The following is a 21098-nucleotide window of genomic DNA, read 5'->3' as shown; positions in this document are numbered from 1 at the left end:
TACCATCTTGAATTATCATTAATGAAAAAGCTGGTAGCGGAAATTATAAACAAGTACAATCAAATCAGGCCACACTGGTCTAATTATATGCTAACTCCTAATCTGATGCACCTGCAAAACAGTATCAAAATGAAAACCTATAAAACAAAAAACAGAAGCAACACGAAGGCTACTTCTGTCTAAAAAATGTATTTTTACTATTATTAATCCTGTATCGCTATTTTAGGACTAGTCAGACAATTGAGCCAATAGAACGTGGTATAATTTTCTGATATTGGTTGATTTTCGGTAGTAGGGGTTCAAAATTTTGAACCCCTACATTGTCGGATGGTTTTATGTAATCAGGTCGTAATTCAATAATGCCATGCATATGATTAGGCATAATGATAAATTCATGCAGAAAGACATCAGGAAAATGACCCGGTATGCCCATCCAACATTTATGGGCAACCTTTCCTAATTCATTCAATATCATTTGGTTTTCTCTGATTTCACCAAAGATACAGAGCCTTTCTTTCGTGCAGATTGTTATGAAATAAAGACCTTCTATTTGAATAATCATAACCCTGTAAACGAATCGAACGACGATGATATATATCAGGATGATAAGGCATGTTATTCCACCGTAAACGAATAATCTCCGCTTAAGACTTCAAAAATGGCTTTGTTGTTTTCAACTTTTACAAACGTTATACCGGGTATTTTAATTTTCGGCGCTTTGTTTCCGGCTAATACCGGTTTGTTGTTTTCTTTTATAATGGCATTGGTTTTACCTGCTAATGGCAATTGTATTTGCGCCGAGGTATTGGCTGGCACACTTACTTTCAGGGTAAATTTAGTATCCTGTAGATTCCAGCCTGAGGCGATAGACCCATAGCCTGTTACGTATCTGCTTTCAACCCATTTCAGGTCTCCTGCCGGCATGGGTGCAATAATAAAGTGCTTGAACCCGGCACTTTGCGGGTCAAGTTTGATACCCGCCAGATAAGCGTAGAACCACTCGCCGATTGAGCCATAAGCAAAATGGTTGCGCGAGTTCATGCCTTCCGGTTTTTCGGTATCAGAGTTCCAAAGCTCCCACATGGTTGTAGCGCCTTTTTCAACCATGTATCCCCAGCTTGGGTATGTCTTTTGGGTAGCTACTTTATAGGCCAGTTCGTGTTCTCCGGCATCGCTGAGGGTTGGTAATAACATTTCTGTTGAAAGAAATCCGGTGGTCAGGTGGTCGTTCTTCTCTCTTACATTGGCCGCTACATTTTTAGCTACTGCGGTGCGGTCGGCAGGTTTAGTGATTCCCAGACTCAGAGGAATCAGATTGGCTCCCTGTGTTTTGCCTTCGTAATTTTTGCTTTGGGCATCAAAATAAAACTCATTGTATTTGTCTGCCGCTTTCTGCGCAACCAACTCATACTTTTGGGCATCAGTGGTTTTTCCTATTATTTGCGCCATTTCGGCCAGTAGTTTGTTTGAGAAAAACTGATAGCTGCCACCAATAGGTTTGGTTGGTGACTTCTCAACCGGCACCCAGTCACCGTAACCATAAAAATCTCCGGCCTGAAAATGATAAAGGCCGTTTTGCTTCGTATTCGGGTGGTTGTTCAGGTATTCTACCCAGTTTTTCATGGCTTCGTAGTTTTCTTCAATAATGCCCTTATCGCCATAAAACTGATACATTCTGTAAGGTACAATCACCAGGGCATCGCCCCATGCGGGTTTAGATGGCCCGCCCACTACAATTTTAGGGTTTACATCATATACATACCCTGTTGAATGTTGAGAATCGGCGATATCGCGTACCCACTTGGCAAAGAAGCCATTCATTTGCATAATGTAACTGGCGGTGGGGGCAAAAATCTGGGCATCGCCCATCCAGCCCAGACGCTCATCTCTTTGCGGGCAATCAGTAGGCACGCTGTGCATGTTACCCCGCTGGCCCCAGGTTATATTCTTGTAAATGCTGTTGAGCAGGTCGTTTGAAGTGTTGAAACTTCCGGTAAAAGGCACATTGTTATGAATCACTTTTGCCACCAGTGTATTTTCATCCGGCTTTTTGGGTAGCCCCTCTACCTCAACATAGCGGAAACCATGATAGGTAAACTTAGGCTCCCATTCTTCTATGCCATAGCCCTTCAATATATACTTATCGGTTGGTCTGATACTCCTCAGGTTGGCCTGGTCTGCCAGACCTTTGTCGGTAAGCAGTTCGGCAAATTTCATTTCAATTTCTTTACCTGCTTTGCCTTCTACTTTCAGGTGAGTAAAGCCTACCAGGTTCTGGCCGAAATCAAACACATATCGGCCTTTGCGGGGTTCGGTTATTTTCACGGCTTTTATTTCATGCATTACCTGAATCTGCGGAGCAACAGATGCTATCAGCTTTACATTTTTTGTGCTGAAAGTTTCTGCCTCGTCGTTCCGGTTGTCTTCGGGTTTAGGGCCAAAGAGCGTTGTTTTGTTTTCGCTATCGTCAAGAACGGTGGCGTTTTCCCAGTCTTTACCATATTCCAGACGGCCATCATACACTTCGCCATTGTATAACGAATTAGATACTATGGGCGAAAGCCGGGTTTTCCAGCTGGCATCAGAGATAACAGTCTGGCGCGAGCCATCATAAAACTCCATTTCCATCTGGAAGAGCAATCGGTTGGGGCCATCACTATAAGCAAATTTACCGCCGCCCCAGCCCAGTCCACTACTCCACCAGCCACTACCCAGGGTTGCGGTAATAAAGTTGGTACCGATGGTCAGGTCTTCAGCATCTATTTCATAAGTCTGGTAATGAACTGTTTTCAGGTAGTGTGTCCAGCCGGGAGTGAGGTAGTCTTGCCCTACTTTTTTACCGTTAAAAATGAGGTGATATGCCCCCAGGCCTGTTACATATATTCTTGCTCTTACTGCGCGCTTGTTTAGCTGAAACTCCTTTTGCAGCTCAACAGATTTCGGGGGTTTTCCCTCAGTTCCTTTTTTGCCTATCCAGTGTGCTGTCCAGTCGGTTTTTTGCAGAAGACCCATTTCCCACCAGGCAGTATTGCTGAAAGTTGTGGGTTTATTTTTTTCGTTCCAGATTTTCACTTTCCAGAAATATCTCTTGCGCGATTCCAGCGGCTTGCCTCCATAGCTTATCCACAGCGATTGTGCCGATTTCACCAAACCCGAATTCCAGATATTTCCATTGTCTTTTTTCAGGTTTTCTTCTGTGTCTGCCACCAGAATCTGGTACGCCGTTTGTTTAGTGCCTCGGGTAGGGGAGGAAATTTGCCACGACAAACGGGGCTTTGGGGTGTCTAATCCCAAAGGGTTTTCAGAATATTCGCAACGAAGTTTCTCAATAGACTGAGCGTAAGAAATATTAAAAATAAGAACAGAGATAAGTAGAAAAATCTGTTTTTTCATGAGGCTTACAATAGAGGTATAAAGTAATCTTAAAATCTTAACCGGGTTTTGTAATCTTCAAGGCATCTGAATACCTCAAAGGTCAGGTCGTAATCATTGGCAGTAAGTATAAAAGTATCGGGCAGATTGCAGTATTTCATAAAGTTTTTTAATTCCTGCCCTTTTAGTTTGGTTACATAAGAAACGTATTCTGCGTTGTAGCGGTATTCAACCAGCAGTTTTCTCAGGTCTTCCTGTTTCATGGCTTCCAGTTTCCGGCGGGTTTTACCTTCCTTGCTGAAAAGCTGATAAAGGCCGTCTATTGAAATGCCAATGCCACCATTGGGTAAAGTAGTATTGGTATTAATCAGGTTAGATATATCTTTCCATTTCATTTTATTAGAAGCCTCCGGAGCTGCCAGCAATTCATCAATCTGCTTCCTGATAATCTCCAGGCGTCGGTCTTTAATGGTTACTTCGGGCAACATTATGGCATCCTGCGGCATTTCTATTACCGGCTCGGTAGTTACGCCGTCCCATTCTATTCCGGCATTTTTATAACCTACAGATGAAATCTTGATGGAGTCGCCTTTTGATGCCTTTACCAGAAAATTGCCGTTTTCGCCGGTGCGCGTAATCTGCCTGGTATTCTTGTTGACAACCGTTGCCGATGGCACCCCTTTTCTGGTTGTTTTATCGATGGCTTTGCCAAGTACGTATGTTTGTTGGGCAAATACGTGGGTATTTACTAAGGTTAGAAAGAAAAAAAGACAGGTTAATCTGTTGATGCCAATGCGGCTATTTAATTTGTCCATTAATAATTACGTATTTAACATCATTGCCCTTGGCTAACACAAAGTTGGCTTTTTCGTCCAGGTTCAGGTCTTTGTCCTGAACGTCCTGTTTAGATAATTTATATGTTTTAATTAACTCCGGAAAATCAGCAAGGGGTTTTACCTGTAAGCCGGTAGCATCAATTTCTTTGATACCCCAGAAAGTAGACAAATCGCCCAATTCTTCAATAACGCTTCTGATACTAAAACCCGTAGCGTTCTTGGTGTTTTTTTCAATCAGGTCAATACCTATATCCTTAATAACTATTTTACCATTATAGTTAAACCCGGCATTGCGTACAAGCAAATCGTACAGGTAGCGCTCATTATTAGGTAACGCTTCATAAGTAGACAACGTATAATGGGTATAAGATTTCTCTGCTATGGCCTGCAAACCAGTTAGAATAGCTACAAAATTTAGTTTTCTGATAAACTGCTTTTCGGTATCATCTTTATAACCACCCGATTCTATCAGTATCAGGCTGCTGCCCCATTTAGATACGTTATCGCCAAAAGCCCGCGGTTCGTGTTCGTCGTTCCAGCGCCCTAAATGTCCCGGAATAAACTGTTCCAGTGCTTCAATCATGCCACTTATTACCTGCATGGCTCTGGTTCTGGTGGGGTTCCAGCTCCGTTCATAATCATAAGCAGTGGCTAAGAAAGAAACGGTAGCCTGTTTATTACTCCGGCCTGCACTGTATCTGGTGTTTTTATCGTGCAGGTTAAAAGAAAATTCCGGTTTCAGCTCATCCTGCAATTTTTTCAGCAATGCGCCTTCCGGTGTCTGGAAACGCAGCGCATCGCGGTTCATGTCTATTTCGGTAGCCGTACGCCGCTGGTAGCGTTCGGCTCCGTCAGGGTTTAGCATAGGTACAAAATACAGGGTGGTGTTGGCTAAAATAGATTGCCGTAGGGTATCAAAGCCATCGTTTTTACCCTGAAAAAACAAAAATATATCGGCCAGAGCCATTGTAGCTGTGGGTTCATCACCATGCATCTGCGACCACAACAAGACCTTAACAGGCCCGCTACCGAGTTTTATCTGATACAGGTCTCGCCCCTCAAAAGATTGCCCCACTACCTGTTTTTCAAAAGGCAATTTCTCAATCAGCGGTACAATGTCTTTATGTTTGAAACGGCGGTGCTTAAGTGCTGTTTCTTTAAAAACATCGTGTTTTTCGAATAAGGCTTTTGAGTAATCCTGTGTCTGGGCAATTAATGGCATACTGATAAAAAGGGAATAAACTATAAAGACAAAGTTAAGGCGTTTGTGAGGAAGAACCATAAAATCGGTATTTTATTGAGTTTAAAAACAAAAATATCATTTATTTCTAAAACATAAGCTAATGTGCTGGTATTGTGCTATTCACTACCCATAGCGCCCAGTTGTGCCAATGCTATTGTTTTATGGCCGGGGTATTCATATTTACAGGAGGTATTACAACCACTCTGGTTTAAAAAGAATCATTCATTGAAAGCTAATTTTACAAACCATTTTAAATAAAGAATTATGAAAGCTATCACACTAGTTTTTGTTAGTCTGTCTCTATTGCTCGCCATAGCCGCTTGTAAACCAGAAGCCACCGAGCCTGCTCCAGATAAAAGCACTGTTGCCTTTGAAGTAAGCGAAACAAAGTATAAGTCAATAATTAATACCCGCACTACAGGCCAGAGCCGGCCCTTTGATATAAAAGAAGTAAAGCGTGAAAACGATTTGCTGAAAATTGCCGTAACGGGTGGCTGCTTAACCAGCAACTATAAGGTGGTATGGGACGGTATCATCCGCAAGTCATATCCGCTTACAGTAAATCTGGTAGTAACCTTAGAACACGGCACCGGCATTGAATGTGCGGCAGTTCTGGACCATCTGCTGGAGGTAAACCTGAAAGAAAAATTCGGGGACCTTTACGATGCCAACGCACTTTATGTGCAGGTTTCTAATGGCTCAAAGGTAGATGATAAAATCATTGACCCCAAAGGCGTAGTAAGTAATAAGTAAGTATCATGTTTTTTGTTAATAGGCATAAGAGTCTCCTGATTTTGGAGGCTTTTTGTTTTTTCAGCAGAATTTATTTAGTACCGACGCTTTCAAAAAGAAATGAATTGTGCATTGAATAGTATTTGGCAGTTTAACATTAAATTTACAGGAAATTAAAAACCTGTTTCATTAGTAATGTCAATAGCTGAAATATATGAGAAGTTGAAAACCTGCAACGGGGTTTCGACAGATACGCGCAAAATAGGAGAAGGAACAATGTTTTTTGCATTGAAAGGCGAAAAATTCAATGCCAACACTTTTGCCAAAGAGGCACTGGAAAAAGGTGCAAAGTATGTGGTAATTGATGAAGAACAATATGCCACCGGCGATGCCTGCATTGTGGTAAATGATGTATTGTATACCCTGCAGAAACTGGCTAATTATCATCGCCAGCAATTCAGTATTCCGATTCTCGGGCTTACAGGCTCTAACGGTAAAACCACTTCAAAAGAGTTGGTGGCAACCGTATTGGCAAAGAAGTACAAGACGTATTATACCAAAGGTAACCTTAATAACCACATTGGTGTGCCGCTTACATTGCTGGGGCTTGATGAAACGTATGAAATAGCTGTTATTGAAATGGGCGCCAACCATCAGGGAGAGATTAGAGACCTCAGTAATATCTGCGAGCCTACACATGGGTTTATTACCAATGTAGGTAAAGCACATCTGGAGGGCTTTGGTGGAGTAGAAGGCGTAAAAAAAGGCAAAGGTGAGCTTTATGATTTTCTACAGAAATCAGGCGGAACGGTGTTTCTCAATGCCAGTAATGAAAACCTGACGGGAATGGCTCAAACCCGCAGCTTTAAACAAACGGTTAATTACCTGCATGACGATACCCTGCTGATGCTGGAAGACTCACCGGTAGTGGTATTTTCGGTTAACAGTAATAACGCCCCCCGGAAAACCTATACAACTAACCTGCCCGGCCGTTATAACTTTGAAAACATTGCAACGGCTATGGCCATTGGCCTATATTTTGGCGTTAGCCTGGAAGATGCCGCTGAAGCAGTAAGCGCGTATAATCCGGACAACAACCGGTCGCAGATTATACAAAAAGGAACCAACAGCATATTGTTAGATGCCTACAATGCCAATCCATCGTCTATGTCTGCCGCTATTCAGAACTTCATTAATCTGAAAACAGACAAACAGAAAGTGGTGATTCTGGGTGATATGCTTGAACTGGGAGAGGAGGCACCTGCCGAGCACAGAGCCATTGGAGAGCTGGTAGCCAGGGGTGATATTGACCTGGTGATACTTGCAGGCAAGCTGATGGCGTCAGCACTAGACCCGCTTCCGAAAGCATTTTATTTTCCTGACAAGTTTTCATTACACAACTGGTTGCTGGACAGGCAGATACAAAATTCGTTTGTGTTGATTAAAGGTTCGCGCGGAATGGGGCTTGAAAGCACCCTTGCCTGTTTTCAATAGCGCTTATACCTGAAAAAATCCTTTTATCAATTTTAGATGCCAGCCCGAAATTTATTTGGCAGAAATACGTTATATACCATACTGATTTTTAGTCAGTAGTGTTTTAACGAAATTATTTAACCCGAGGAGATTAACTTATGAGAAAGCAGCGTGTATTGTCTTTAATGCTTTTCGGTGGAATCGTCGGCGCTGTTTTTATGGCAGCCATGCCCTTGCAGAATGATCCGCCTACCAAAAACGAAATTATTCTACGCACCGTAGGTGCCATGCTCGAACAAGGGCACTATAGTCCGAAGAGAATTGATGATGCTTTTTCGAAAGAAATCTTTATTGAGTATCTGAAAAGACTAGACCCAAGCAAAAGGGTTTTACTTGAAAAAGACGTAAGCAGGCTTCGCAAATTTGAAACCAGAATTGACGACGAGATTCACGGTGCCCCGCTTGATTTCTTTGCCGCTCTTGATGAAATCTACAAAGTAAGGCTGGTAGAGGCTGAGGATATTTACAAACAGCTGATTGAAAAACCGTTTACGTTTGACAAAAACGAAACAATAGAATTAGACTGGGATAAAACAGAGTTTGCATCAAACGAAACCGAAAGAAAAGACCGCTGGAGAAAATATCTGAAATTTCAGACACTGGAGCGTTATAACGACCTGCTTGAGCAGCAGGAAAAGAATAAAACCAAGGCCGATTTTGTAGCCAAAACAAACGAAGCGCTTGAAATAGAAGCACGCGGCAAGGTGAAAAAAGGAATGGACAAGTACTTTGACCGCCTGAAAAACAAGTTTGATGAAAACGAAAGATTTGCCGTTTTTGTAGGCACCATTACCAATGAAATGGACCCACATACAGACTTCTTTCCGCCGGTTGAAAAACGTTCTTTTGATGAAAGGCTAAGTGGCCGTTTCTTTGGTATCGGCGCTTTGTTAATGCAGGAAGACGACAAAATAAAAATCAGAAGTGTAACCGCAGGCGGCCCGGCCTGGAAGTCAGGTGAGATACAAGCCAATGATATTATTCTGAAGGTTGCTCAGGGCACAGGCGAACCCGAAGACTTAACGGGGTCTACCACTGACGATGCCGTAAAAATAATAAGAGGAGCAGAAGGCTCAGAGGTAAGATTGACAATTCAGAAGCCCGACGGCACGCAGAAGGTAGTGCCGATTATCCGTGCCGAACTGAAACTGGACGAAACCTTTGCCAGAAGTGCCATTATTAATTCGGGCAAAAACAAAATAGGAGTTATTGATTTACCCGCTTTCTATGCCGACTTCCAACGTCCGCAGGCTGCACGTTGTTCTAAAGACGTAGCAAAAGAAGTAGAAAAACTGAAAGCCGAAGGTGTAGACGGAATCATTATTGATATCAGAGATAACGGTGGCGGAAGCCTGCAAGAGGTGGTAAACATGGTAGGTCTGTTTATTAAGACAGGCCCGGTAGTGCAGATTCGTGACCGTGCAGGGCGCCCTTCTCAAATGGGAGACAACGACCCGTCTGTTCTGTATGATGGCCCGTTGGCGGTGTTGGTGAACGAGCGCAGCGCTTCAGCTTCAGAAATCTTTGCTTCTGCCATTCAGGATTACAAACGAGGTATTGTAATAGGTTCAAGCTCTACTTATGGCAAAGGTACAGTGCAAAGGGCGTTCCCGGTTGGTGGTATGGGCAATGGCAGCGGAGCCGGAGACCTGGGTGCTGTGCACTTAACGCTTCAAAAGTATTACCGTGTTAATGGCGGAGCCACCCAGTTAAAGGGTGTCGAGTCAGACATCGTTCTGACAGGCGTGTATGAAGCCTACAAAATGCGTGAGAAAGACTCGCCAAACGCATTGGTTTGGGATGAGATGCCCAAAGCTAATTACCAAACCTGGACGGCCTCTCCGGATGTTGCTCTTTTGCAGCAAAAAAGCAAAGCACGTCTGGCAGGTAATGATGTGTTTAAGCAAATAGAAGACAATACAAATATATTGGCCGATAACCGGAAAACTTCTCGCTCGCTAGAGTTGAAAAACTATAAAGTGCAGTTAAAAGAAATAAAAGATGTGGCCGGAAAAGTGCGCGATTTAACCAAATTGAAAACCGATTTATCAGTAGCCAATCTGGCCGGAGACCTGGAAGTGATTAACTCTGACTCACTGAAAAAAGACCGCAATACTTTCTGGATTAATTTCCTGAAAAAAGATGTGTACATGAACGAAACCATTAATGTGATGGACGACATGATTCAGCAAAAAGGAATGGCGGTTAAAAACTAGGCCACTTCCATAACAATAAATTTGCCCTGAGAGGCTGCTACACAGGCAGCCTCTTTTTTTATTTATATCGGCTCTTGCTTTACTTCTACTTTAGTCTTTGCGCGCTGTTTGATAACAATTAGATTACATGATGGTGATTTAATGTTAATAATGGCTGGTTTCTTTTGCGGGAAATTTATTTTTAAAACCACTCGCAATGAAAAAAAAAGTACTTAAATCAATTCTCACAACGTTAACGTGCCTTGTATTATTTATATACAATGCAGTACCCGCTGCCGCACAGGGCAGGCAGGTAAAGGGTAAGGTTACAGAGGCTGCAACAGGGAAACCGTTGCCTGGCGCTACCGTTCAGGTAAAAGGAACAAAGACAGCGGCATTGACCGATGCAAAGGGCGAATTTACACTTGTGGCTTCATCAGAAGCAACATCACTGGTTATTTCATTTATTGGTTTCAAAACAACAGAGGTGCCGGTTAGTGCTACCGTAACCGTTGCTTTGGAAAACGATATAAATACGTTGCAGGAAGTAGTAGTGGTAGGGTATCAGACTATGCGCAAGAGCGACATCACAGGTGCTATTGCCAGCGTAAAAGCAAGTGAATTGAACCTCTCTACACCAACGGTTGGTCAGGCGCTGGTAGGTAAAGTAGCCGGGGTGCAGATATCGCAGGTAAGTGGCGCCCCTTACAATACTACCAAAATACGGGTGCGTGGTACAAGTTCTATCAACGCCAGTTCAGACCCCCTGTATGTCATAGACGGGTATCCGGCTAACGGAGACCTTTTCCTTAACATGGAAGACATAGAGTCTGTAGAGGTTTTGAAAGATGCAGCTTCTGCGGCCATCTACGGTTCAAGGGCATCGGGTGGTGTGGTTCTGATTACCACTAAAAGAGGTAAAGAAGGAAAAACAATGGTAACCTACGATTACCAGTTTGGTATTAACCAGCTTGCGCGTAAAGTGAAAGTGCTGAATGCTGAGCAGTTTTTTGACCTCTTTGTAGATGCACACAACAAAACCTATAAAGACCTGATGGTATCGCAGGGAAAGGTGTGGTCTGATGATTACGTAAAAGACAACAATACGGTACGTACAACCCGTACCAATAACGTAAACGCAAACACAATCAGGATACCTGATTATATGTATGATTTTGCTACCGGAACAATCAAAAAGCCGGAATACGACACCGACTGGCAAAATGAACTTTACCGCAATGCAGCAAACCACCGACACAATTTGTCAATTGCTGGCGGCCGTACCGGAGTGCGTTATGCCATTTCCGGAGGGTATCAGAGCCAGGATGGTATCATGCTCAATACCGATATGACGAAATATAATCTACGTTCTAATATTGATGTAGATGTTTCTAAAAAAATAACTTTAGGCGCTAACCTGGCATATACGGATACCAAAAGTAACGAAGTAACCGAAGGGCGTTTTAACCAAAGCCCGGTAATGGCAGCCTTGATTTACCTTCCGTTTCTGAAGCCCTACAATGCTGATGGCACACCGGCACAATACGAAATGTCGGCACAGTCAAGCGACTATGCTTTTCAGAGTGACATTGAAAACCCGATAGCTTACACACAAATGGTTAAAAACTACCGTAAAACAACCAGAGCAACCTACAACGTTTACGGACAGTACAAAATAGTAGAGGCCTTGACAGCTAAATTGTCTTTTGGTACATATAACTTTACAAACAACTGGGAGTACTACCGCCCTACAAGTATCACTTCGGGTGTTAATGCACCTTACTCTCCACAAGCCATTACTGCTGCCAATGCGCAGAACACCCGCACCGACGAAAGAGATTATCTGACTGAGTTTACATTGAACTTCAATAAAAAAGTCAGCAATTTCAATGTAAGTGGGGTAGTAGGTGCGTCGTCACAATCACACGTGACTGATGTGATTAACGTAACAGCCAATGGCTTTACTGACGACAAAATACCATTTATTACCGGTGGTGGCTCAGACCCCGCCAACTTTTCAAGAGGTGGTTCTACGGGTATTACCCAATATGCCATGGCTTCGGGTTTCGGGCGTCTTAACGTTAATTACCTGAATCGTTATCATGTAACGGCTTCTTTCCGTGGCGATGGTTCATCTTTGTTCGGGCCTAAAAACCGTTGGGCTTATTTCCCTTCGATTTCAGGAGGCTGGACAATCTCTGATGAAATGTTCTACAAAAATCTGGTCGGAGAAAGAACTTCACTGAAGTTCCGCGCCAGTTGGGGTGTGAGTGGTAACAATGGTATTGGCGCCTACAACTTCCAGCAGGTAATGGGCAAAACCGGTACGGTTATTGGCAATGCCGTGCAAACAGCCATGTTCCCGGGTGCCTTCCGCGATGACAAATTGGGTTGGGAGTCAACATCACAAACCAATATTGGTCTTGATTTGGGTCTGTTCAACAACCGTCTTCAGGTTATTGCTAACTTCTACGACAGCTACACCTATAACCTGTTGTTCTCTAAATCTATTACAGCCGTATCGGGCTCAACATCGATGTTGACCAACTTGCCTGATTCTAAAATCAATAACCGTGGTTTCGACCTTCAGTTGGACGGAATTATACTCTCAACAAATGATTTTGAATTGCGTGCCAGCGGAAACATCTCTACTAACCGTAATAAGGTGCTTGATTTGGGTGGAGCCTCTACCATTCTTACCAGAGGTGCTGAACGCGGCTATGATACCCACATTACCATGCAAGGCCAACCGGTTGGTATGTTTTACGGCTATAAAGTAATTGGGATGGTGAAAACTCAGGAACAGGCAAACTCCATTAATAATGCCCCTGATGTGAATGATGATATACCGGCACGTTCAGCTGCGCAAAGCACGAAAATTCAGCCGGGCGACCTGCTTTTTGAAGACACTAATAAAGATGGGATTGTAAACGACCTTGACAAGACCATCATCGGCAACCCATACCCTGATTTCATTTATGCTTTCAACCTTTCAGGGCGTTACAAGAAATTTGACCTATCGGTATCTGCCAACGGTACGCATGGCAACAAAGTGCTTGACGGGCAAAACTATTACAACCTGAATATGGAAGGCTCTGGCAACCAGTATGCTGTTGTCGATGATCGTTTCCGTACGCCTGAAAATCCCGGTGGTGGTGAGATTTATCGCGCGGCCCGTGGTGGTACCCAGAGTAACAGTACGCGTTTGTCTACATTCTATCTGAACGATGGTTCGTTCTTCAGAATTACCAACGTAACACTTGGCTACAACTGGAACACCGCAGCGCTTACCAATAATGCCATTTCAAATGTACGCATCTATCTATCAACAGATAACCCTTTCACGGCTCAGAAGTACAGAGGTTATAACCCTGAGGTAGATTACAACAATGGCTCTAACTTGACTCCGGGTGTAGATTACGGTAAATACCCTTTAATGAGGTCTTTCAATGCCGGATTAAAAGTTCAATTCTAAAACAAATTTGAATCATGAAAAAATTAAGCATATTATTAATATTGGTTGCGTTGGTGTCTTCGTCGTGCGAAGATTACCTGGAAATAGAAAACCCCAACGCCATTGCCAGCGACAAGTATTTTTCTTCTGAAATTGATGTACAGAAAGCCGTGGCAGGTATATATACTGCCATAAGAAGTAACAGTGCGCTTGGCGAAACAAGCGATTTGTATAGCGAAGAGCGCAGTGATAATGCAGGGCGTACAGATAACCAGTCGTCGGCAGGTACGCCTTTCCAGTTCACAAACTTTACATTAGTGCCTACCAATCCTGAAATGACCGGCCACTGGAATGCCCTGTATACCATTGTATCGCGTGCCAACTATGTGTTGTCGAACGTTGATAACACCGCAATTAAGTTTACTGATGAAAAGAACCGCGCTATCTACAAATCAGAGGCGCTTTTCCTTCGTGCGCTAGCCTATTTTCATTTGGTTCGTAAATGGGGAGACGTGCCTATGGTAACCAAGTTCATGGCGTCTTATGACGAAATCGTAGCCAGCACTTTCAGGGTAGAAAAAGGGCTGGTTTATGCACAAATTGTTGATGACCTCACAAAAGCATTAAACGCTGATTTACCGAATATCCAGCCGGCTTCAGGCAAAGGCCGTACTTGCAAAGCAGCTATTAATGGTTTGCTTGGCCAGGTTTACCTTACAATGGGCTCTGTTTTAGCAGATAACAAAACAGCCAATTTCACTAAAGCCAAGCAGTATCTGGAAGCAGCCTATGCCATGAGAACCTTCGGGCAGTTGTCAGACATCCCCTATGCTGATGTATTTGATGTAAATAAAAAGAACACAAACCCGGAGATTATTTTTCAGATTGTGTATAAACAAGGCGACCAGAACTATGCCTCTGGTATTGCGTATCGTAACCAGTCAATCGGCGAAACCATCAACTCTAAAAGACCATCAACGGGTCGTGGGTTTTTTGTGAATCCAGATCTGGTTAATGAATATGAAGCAGGAGACATCAGAAAAGACTTCTCGGTAAAATGGGCAGACCACGCCAGTGCAAAAGCCTGGTTTGTTACCAAGTATCGCGACGTAAGTGAAGCCGCAGCTGCCAATGGTTGGGGTGGAAATGATTTTATTCTGATGAGATATGCTGACATTGTATTGATGCTTGCCGAAGTAAACGAAAGGCTGGGTAACAATACAGAAGCAATAAGTTATCTGAATCAGGCACGTAAACGTGCCGGTTTGCCAGACTACGCAGCCTCTGATGCGGCGTATCATGCCAAGTACCCGACCTTGAAACTTGCTATTCTGCACGAACGCAGATCAGAGCTGGCTTTTGAAAACCACCGTTTATTTGATTTACTACGTGCCTTTGGAGATAATCCTCAGGGTTTTGTAAATTATTTAAAGAGTAAAAACCCGGCCGATTACGGTATTTCAGATTTGAAAAACGTATCAACAAAGGATGTTTACTTCCCGATTCCGTTCGATGAAAGCAAACTTGACCCCGTAAAGATGTATCAGAACCCAGGTTATTGATTTTCATATAAAAGGGTAATGCGACTTCCGCATTACCCTCTTTACTTTTTCAACATTTATACCCTATGAAAACAAAGTTACTGTACACCCTTTCTATCTCAATACTGTTTATAATAAATGTGGCCGGGCAGGGGTACAATAAAAACTACCGTCTGCTTTCTTCCGGCGATTTAACCGTCGATAAAAACTTTTATCTGATTACGGTAATTGAAAAAACGCCCGAAGTAAAAACGATATTAAGTAATAATGCAACGCTGAAAAGCCTTCTGCAAAAGAAAGTAGAGGTTTTAAAAGCACACGTAACAGACACCTGCTCGCACCCGGTATCATTGCTCAGTGACTTCTTCTGGAAACAGGATACCGCCGTATTGGCAAAAGAACTGCAAACGGTTTATGCAGCCAATAAAAAAGCTTTCGATAAAATAATTGATGGGCATTTACGTCCTTCGGGCTATTATCAACGTTTTGTAGGTTTATCGAACGAAGTTTTACTGGCTAAAGCCTGGAACCAGTGCTTTTATGGAATGGATTACATCATCAATCAGTTTGGTTTGGGTAAAAAAATGAGATATCCGCATATTGACTCAGCCAGTTATGTGGTAACCTCGCGTTCGTACCGCATTATGCTGAAAGACCTGGTGGCGTCGCTCAATGAAAGTAGCAAAAGCTTTGATGTTTTCTATAAGCCGTCGTTGGCAGTAGCCATGCAGTTAATGCAGGCAAACGACAGGGACGAACCGGCAAGGCTTGAACCGCTGGAAAAAGGAATAAACAAAGCAGCCTATGAGCAAATTCAAAAAACCGACTGGAAGAAATACAAATACGCCGTCATTGTGCTTCCGGGTGCAGGCCCTGAACTGCATATACCAATAGGGCATGAAGGAAAACTACATTGTGATGCCGCTGCCCGTAGTTATCTGGCAGGTGACGCCCCCTTCATTATTCCTACTGGTGGCTATTGCTATCCTTTCAAGACTATTTATAATGAAGCGGTAGAAATGAAAAAATACCTGATGGAGAAGTATAACATTCCTGCCTCTGCTATTATTGCAGAGCCGCAGGCAAGGCATACTACCACCAATATCCGTAATTCTGTACGGCTCATGATTCGCTATGGTATACCGGTAGATATGCCATCGTTGTTTGTTACTTCTATGTCGCAAACCAAGTACTCGGCAGCGGGTAGTTTCGATACGCGCAACATACGCGAGTTGGGATACACACCTTATACCCGTAAAAAGCAATTGTCTAATCACGTAATAGAGTTTTATCCGGTAATGGAGTGCTTGCACATGGACCCTTACGACCCGCTTGACCCTTAGCAGGCCGTTATTAAATAGTTACAAAAACACCATCTGCGCCAACAGTTGGTGTTTTTGCTTTAAAAGTGTTGCGTTTATGGCCTGTAAAACTTTTTAAGCTAAAAACCAGATTGCTTTTTAGCGGGCTATTGTTTCAGATAAAACAGGCTTTTGTTGTATATTTACGGCAAAAAAACCATCTTTCTTGATTTGAATATGACCTACGATGTAATTGTTATTGGTGGAGGAATTGTCGGGCTTGCAACTGCTTTGAAAATCAAACAGGGCAATCCAACCCTGAAACTGTTGATTATTGAAAAAGAAACCAAAGTTGCCCAACATCAGACAGGCCACAATAGCGGCGTTATACATTCGGGTTTATATTACAAGCCGGGTAGTTTAAAAGCCACCAATTGTATACGGGGTTATGAGATGCTTCTTGACTTCTGTCGCAATGAAGACATAAAGCATGACTTATGCGGCAAGATAGTAGTTGCTACCCGCCCTGAGCAGGTGCCTATTCTGGATGGGCTTTTTGAACGCGGCAAACAGAATGGACTGGATGGGTTTAAGATGCTCAACCCTGCGCAGTTGAAAGAATACGAACCACACGTAAATGGCCTCAAAGGCTTTTTTGTTCCCCAGACGGGTATTATAGACTATACCGAGGTGTGTGAAAAATACCTGCAAAAAACACGTGAGCTGGGTGGAGAAATAGTTTTTGGGCAAAAGGTAACGGGTATAAATTCTCAGGCGAACACATCGGTGGTTAATACTGACGGGGGGTCTTACCAAACCAGGCTGGTGGTAAACTGTGCCGGATTGTATTCTGATAAAGTAGGGCAAATGACCGACCAACGTGCCGAAAGATTAAGAATTACACCCTTTAGAGGTGAATACTTTGAAATAAAACCAGAAAAACAATATCTGGTAAAAAACCTTATCTACCCGGTGCCAGACCCTAACTTCCCGTTTCTGGGTGTGCATTTTACCCGTATGATTCACGGTGGGGTAGAGGCCGGCCCCAACGCCGTGCTGGCTTTTGCCCGTGAAGGCTACAAAAAAACCGATATTAATCTGGCCGAGTTGTTCGAGACCCTCACCTGGCGAGGGTTTCGCAAAGTGGCCGCTAAATACTGGCGCACAGGCTTTGGCGAAATGTATCGTTCGTTTTCAAAAGCCGCTTTTACCAAAGCCTTGCAGGAACTGATACCCGAAATACAGGAAGATGACCTGATACCAGGCGGAGCAGGTGTAAGAGCTCAGGCCTGTGATTATGACGGCGGCTTACTAGACGACTTCGCCATCTTTGAAAACGAGCGCGCCGTTAATGTGTGCAATGCACCATCACCTGCGGCCACTTCGTCTCTCTCAATTGGTCAGACAGTGAGCGAACTGGTTTTGAAGCGGTTCTGATAAAAAACATTAATTTTTTAAGATTGAACAAGCCCGGTTATATATTGTTATAGCCGGGCTTGTTGTTTGTTTATTTAAAAAATAAGTGGCTATTCCAACCATTTTTAATAATCAGGTATCTATGCTATTGAAAAGGGTACTGAGCCTCAGTCAAAACATTTGTTTAAGTCAGGGGAAAAACATGCTCGTTTGTTTATTCCCTTGACGGACTGAGTTGTTGGTTCTGGCCGTATTAAAAAACCGGCAACAGTTATATGGAAACAGAAGATTTTAAATCAGATGAAAAAAGTACTTGTGTTGTTTGTAGCAGCTGCCATAGGATTGGGCGGTTGCAAGGATGAAAAAATAGAAGCCTCATATCCTTCTTTTGAGGCAATGAGAGGGTCTGATTTACTTGGCCAATGGAAATTTAAAGGGTATTCAGACGGGAAAACGCCAAAGTTTGATGTAACAATGGAGTTAAAGAATGAGAAAGAGAAAGTTACAATTTACGGGCGTAGTTCAGTGAATTTTTATTTTGCCGAACCGATGGTTGACGAAAACAAAAGAACCTTCAGGATACCGGCAATTGGCTCAACAAAAATTGCAGGCACTCCAGATGCCAACTCTTTCGAGCTTACCTACTATGAAAGCCTGCGTAATGTTGAAAAATACGACTTGAAAGACAGAAACATATTGGTATTGTATGTGTCATCACCGGCAAATGAAGCCTTGTATTTTGAGAAAAAGTAAAAGAACAACCTAATTATTTAAATCAACCTTTACATGAAAACACTTAAAATTGCATTGTTAGCAGTAGTATGTTCTCTGGCTGCGGCAAGTTGTAGTGATAAAAACCAGGTATCGCCGGATACCGAGAAAGCTAATAACCAACTGAAGGCCATACCCGGCACTTTTGCTGACCAGACCAGCGAGTTTGCCTTTGATTTCTGGAAAAAACACGATGCCTCTGAGGCTCCTGATAAAAGCTATTTTGTTTCCCCGCTAAGTCTACACATTGCATTAGGAATGCTGCTCAACGGAGCTGATGAAAAAACAAAAGAGGAAATTCAGAAAGTGCTGAGGGTCTCATCAGATATGTCAGTTACCAATGGTATTTATAAAGACCTGATTGATAATCTTCCGCTGAGTGACCCTAAAGTAAAAAACACCATAGCCAATTCGGTTTGGTACAGAAACACCTTTAATGTTAATCAGTCTTACTTCAATAACCTCAAAACATATTTTAATGCAGGGGTTTTTGCCGAAAACTTTGATGATAGCCAGACAGTAGGTAAAATTAACAACTGGGCAAGTGACAACACCAACGGCAAGATTAAGAAAGTGATTGAAGAAATAAGCCCTGACCAGGTGCTGTTTCTGATGAACGCGCTGTACTTTAAAGGCGACTGGAAAACCCAATTTAAAGAAGCAAATACCCAGAACGACAACTTTACCGGTACCAAAGGAACAAAGAGCGTGAAGATGATGAACATGACCGAAAATGTAAAGTATGCCAAACGCGATAGTTACCAGGCCATAGAGTTGCCTTATGGAGACGGCAATTATGTAATGACAGTAATTTTGCCGGATAAATCTACCGATGCCACACTGGTAAACTTTTCTGTCAATGAATGGAAGGCACTAAGCGGAGCCCTGAAAGAGCAAAAAGTAATTGTAGGCCTGCCCAAGTTTACACTTGAGTATGAAACAGACCTGAAAAAAGTGCTGATGGAAATGGGTATTAATGCCGCCTTTACCAATGGGGCCGACCTGTCGAAAATTGCTGGTAAAGCCGGTGATTTAAAAGTGGGGATGGTAAAACAGAATACCTACGTTGGTGTTGACGAAAAGGGTACTGAGGCGGCAGCCGTAACAACCATTGGTGTGGTAGTTACTTCTTTGCCCGCTTATCCGCAGGTAGTTTGTAACCGCCCGTTTTTGTTTGTAATTAGTGAGAAACAATCAAACACCATTCTATTTACAGGTAAAATTTCGAATCTGTAAGGTGCATGATAAATTTTAAAACTATTCTTTTCCTGCACCGCCAAGTGTAGCATATAATTTTTGGAGTAATCCGATTAAAATAAATCCGCAAAGCCATGTGATATAAAGATTCCCATCTTTCACATGGCTTTTTTATTTAAACAGATTAAAAACTAAAACTATGAAAAAATTCTACCTCAAGTGTTTATCAATTATATTCTGCTTAGGTATGGCGGCTGGTACGCAATCCTGTACGGACGACTGCGAAACTACCCGTACCTACAGAACCACCCGGGCCTTTACTATTTCTGTTGACCAGATACGCGCCGGTATAGCCTGGCAAGCCCCACAGGATTTAATCAATCCGGGAAAGATTTATGTGAAAGACAATTACATCTTTGTTAATGAAATAAAACAAGGGATACATATCATTGATAATACGAATCCGGCGAACCCGGTAAACATGGGTTTCCTGAAAATACCCGGGGTGATAGACATGGCCGTGAAAGGTAACACGCTCTATACAGACAGCTACATAGACCTGGTTACCTTTGATATCGCCGACATTAAAAATATTAAAGAATCGGGCAGGGTAAAAGATGTTTTTTCTAGTGGCATGGCAGATGGTGTAACCTGGTATTATAATGAGAATATCAAATTGCTGACCGATTATGAAATAAAAATTGTAACAGAAAAATATCGTTCAAACTGTGGTTTTTCGGTTGTAAGCCCTAACCCTGTTTACTACGATCTGAGCAACTATAATGGTTCTAAAGGGCCTACCAGTTCAAACGGCTCGTCATCGTCCAGCAGTACGGGTCAGGGCGGCTCTATGGCAAGGTTTACCCTGTATGACGACTTCCTTTACACAGTTTCACAAAATGACCTTGTTCTTTTTAATATCCGGAACCAGAGCCAACCCGTTCAGGAAAACAAGATAAATCTTGGTTGGGGTATCGAAACTATTTTTCCTTATCAGGACAAACTGTTTATCGGGTCAAACACAGGGCTTTATATCTTTGATAATAAAGAGCCCTCAAAGCCTCAGCTGATGTCTATGTTTCAGCACGCCCGCGCCTGCGACCCGGTGGTGGTGCATAACAACATTGCTTACGTAACGCTACGCGCTGGCTGGTGCGGTGTTGCACCCAACAGGCTAGATGTAATAGATGTGGCCAATCTTTCTGCACCCAGGTTAATTAAAAGCTATGAAATGCAGAACCCCGCCGGCTTGGGTGTAGACTTCCCCAGTCTTTTTATCTGTGAGGGCAAATTTGGTCTTAAATCTTTTGATGCCAGTAGCGCGTCAGACATAAAATTGCAGCAGCATATTGATAAATTGGATGCCTTTGATGTGATTCCGCTAGGTGGAAAACACCTGCTGATGGTTGGTAAAGATGGCTTGTATCAGTACGATGCAAGTAATCTGAAAGACATGAAACTATTGAGTGTAATTCCGGTAAAACAATAGACATTAACCCTAAAACGG

Annotated in this window: 14 protein-coding genes; 11 read left to right on the top strand and 3 right to left on the bottom strand. The window is 42.9% G+C overall.

The genetic code is table 11. From position 1 onward, the window contains the following. On the top strand, positions 1 to 183 hold a 183-nt coding region (locus tag NZ848_RS20570), incomplete at its 5' end, for a hypothetical protein (protein WP_259017079.1). A gap of 432 nt (positions 184 to 615) precedes the next feature. Here the strand turns inward: NZ848_RS20570 and NZ848_RS20565 are convergent. Genes NZ848_RS20565 through NZ848_RS20555 form a run of 3 tightly spaced genes read right to left on the bottom strand, consistent with a single transcriptional unit; the run spans position 616 to position 5490 of the window. After that, positions 616 to 3393: an alpha-L-rhamnosidase gene (locus NZ848_RS20565; RefSeq protein WP_259017078.1), complete on the bottom strand. Its 2778-nt coding sequence runs from the start codon at positions 3391 to 3393 to the stop codon at positions 616 to 618. Positions 3394 to 3422: 29 nt separating this feature from the next. Continuing rightward, the gene (locus NZ848_RS20560; protein WP_259017077.1) at positions 3423 to 4187 is read right to left on the bottom strand and encodes a carboxypeptidase-like regulatory domain-containing protein; all 765 of its coding nucleotides are present in this window, start codon (positions 4185 to 4187) and stop codon (positions 3423 to 3425) included. Beyond that, positions 4171 to 5490 carry a M14 family zinc carboxypeptidase gene (locus tag NZ848_RS20555; protein ID WP_259017076.1) on the bottom strand — a complete coding sequence of 440 codons (1320 nt, stop codon included), beginning with the start codon at positions 5488 to 5490 and terminating at the stop codon, positions 4171 to 4173. The genes NZ848_RS20560 and NZ848_RS20555 overlap by 17 nt, the downstream gene beginning before the upstream one ends. 225 nt (positions 5491 to 5715) lie before the next feature. Here NZ848_RS20555 and NZ848_RS20550 point away from each other — a divergent pair, with 225 nt between their 5' ends. The 10 genes from NZ848_RS20550 (at position 5716) to NZ848_RS20505 (ending at position 21080) form a co-directional block, all read left to right on the top strand. Continuing rightward, entirely contained in the window at positions 5716 to 6204 is a 489-nt protein-coding gene (locus tag NZ848_RS20550) for a hypothetical protein (RefSeq protein ID WP_259017075.1), read from the top strand. A 174-nt stretch (positions 6205 to 6378) separates the two neighbouring features. Beyond that, positions 6379 to 7677: a UDP-N-acetylmuramoyl-tripeptide--D-alanyl-D-alanine ligase gene (locus NZ848_RS20545; RefSeq protein ID WP_259017074.1), complete on the top strand. Its 1299-nt coding sequence runs from the start codon at positions 6379 to 6381 to the stop codon at positions 7675 to 7677. Positions 7678 to 7814: 137 nt separating this feature from the next. Then, a complete protein-coding gene (locus NZ848_RS20540) occupies positions 7815 to 9932 on the top strand; it encodes a carboxy terminal-processing peptidase (RefSeq protein WP_259017073.1) in 2118 nt (705 codons plus the stop codon). Between the two features lie 196 nt (positions 9933 to 10128). After that, a complete protein-coding gene (locus NZ848_RS20535) occupies positions 10129 to 13386 on the top strand; it encodes a SusC/RagA family TonB-linked outer membrane protein (RefSeq protein ID WP_259017072.1) in 3258 nt (1085 codons plus the stop codon). A 14-nt stretch (positions 13387 to 13400) separates the two neighbouring features. Further along, complete coding sequence (locus NZ848_RS20530; RefSeq protein ID WP_253531893.1) at positions 13401 to 14927, top strand: RagB/SusD family nutrient uptake outer membrane protein; 1527 nt, start codon at positions 13401 to 13403, stop codon at positions 14925 to 14927. A gap of 65 nt (positions 14928 to 14992) precedes the next feature. Then, a complete protein-coding gene (locus tag NZ848_RS20525; RefSeq protein WP_259017071.1) occupies positions 14993 to 16249 on the top strand; it encodes a YdcF family protein in 1257 nt (418 codons plus the stop codon). 195 nt (positions 16250 to 16444) lie between these two features. Then, positions 16445 to 17644, top strand: a complete 1200-nt coding sequence (lhgO, locus tag NZ848_RS20520) for an L-2-hydroxyglutarate oxidase (protein ID WP_259017080.1) — start codon at positions 16445 to 16447, stop codon at positions 17642 to 17644. A gap of 279 nt (positions 17645 to 17923) precedes the next feature. Beyond that, complete coding sequence (locus NZ848_RS20515) at positions 17924 to 18376, top strand: META domain-containing protein (protein ID WP_253531903.1); 453 nt, start codon at positions 17924 to 17926, stop codon at positions 18374 to 18376. A gap of 33 nt (positions 18377 to 18409) precedes the next feature. Continuing rightward, positions 18410 to 19630 carry a serpin family protein gene (locus NZ848_RS20510; RefSeq protein WP_259017070.1) on the top strand — a complete coding sequence of 407 codons (1221 nt, stop codon included), beginning with the start codon at positions 18410 to 18412 and terminating at the stop codon, positions 19628 to 19630. Positions 19631 to 19790: 160 nt separating this feature from the next. Next, positions 19791 to 21080 (top strand): LVIVD repeat-containing protein, encoded by a 1290-nt coding sequence (locus NZ848_RS20505; RefSeq protein ID WP_259017069.1) that lies wholly within the window; start codon positions 19791 to 19793, stop codon positions 21078 to 21080. The last annotated feature ends 18 nt before the right edge of the window (positions 21081 to 21098 follow it).

The sequence above is a fragment of the Emticicia fluvialis genome (assembly GCF_024793945.1).
In the GTDB taxonomy this organism is placed as follows: domain Bacteria; phylum Bacteroidota; class Bacteroidia; order Cytophagales; family Spirosomataceae; genus Emticicia; species Emticicia fluvialis.
Note: the sequence above shows the minus strand (reverse complement) of the source record. Positions and strands in the feature narration are given on the sequence as shown.

Excerpts from the sequence above, each read along its gene's own strand:
- NZ848_RS20535 (WP_259017072.1), top strand. The coding sequence starts at position 10,129 with ATGAAAAAAAAAGTACTTAAATCAATTCTCACAACGTTAACGTGCCTT.
- NZ848_RS20530 (WP_253531893.1), top strand. The coding sequence starts at position 13,401 with ATGAAAAAATTAAGCATATTATTAATATTGGTTGCGTTGGTGTCTTCG.
- NZ848_RS20540 (WP_259017073.1), top strand. The coding sequence starts at position 7,815 with ATGAGAAAGCAGCGTGTATTGTCTTTAATGCTTTTCGGTGGAATCGTC.
- NZ848_RS20555 (WP_259017076.1), bottom strand. The coding sequence starts at position 5,490 with ATGGTTCTTCCTCACAAACGCCTTAACTTTGTCTTTATAGTTTATTCC.
- lhgO (WP_259017080.1), top strand. The coding sequence starts at position 16,445 with ATGACCTACGATGTAATTGTTATTGGTGGAGGAATTGTCGGGCTTGCA.
- NZ848_RS20545 (WP_259017074.1), top strand. The coding sequence starts at position 6,379 with ATGTCAATAGCTGAAATATATGAGAAGTTGAAAACCTGCAACGGGGTT.
- NZ848_RS20505 (WP_259017069.1), top strand. The coding sequence starts at position 19,791 with ATGAAAAAATTCTACCTCAAGTGTTTATCAATTATATTCTGCTTAGGT.
- NZ848_RS20525 (WP_259017071.1), top strand. The coding sequence starts at position 14,993 with ATGAAAACAAAGTTACTGTACACCCTTTCTATCTCAATACTGTTTATA.
- NZ848_RS20510 (WP_259017070.1), top strand. The coding sequence starts at position 18,410 with ATGAAAACACTTAAAATTGCATTGTTAGCAGTAGTATGTTCTCTGGCT.
- NZ848_RS20550 (WP_259017075.1), top strand. The coding sequence starts at position 5,716 with ATGAAAGCTATCACACTAGTTTTTGTTAGTCTGTCTCTATTGCTCGCC.
- NZ848_RS20515 (WP_253531903.1), top strand. The coding sequence starts at position 17,924 with ATGAAAAAAGTACTTGTGTTGTTTGTAGCAGCTGCCATAGGATTGGGC.
- NZ848_RS20565 (WP_259017078.1), bottom strand. The coding sequence starts at position 3,393 with ATGAAAAAACAGATTTTTCTACTTATCTCTGTTCTTATTTTTAATATT.
- NZ848_RS20560 (WP_259017077.1), bottom strand. The coding sequence starts at position 4,187 with ATGGACAAATTAAATAGCCGCATTGGCATCAACAGATTAACCTGTCTT.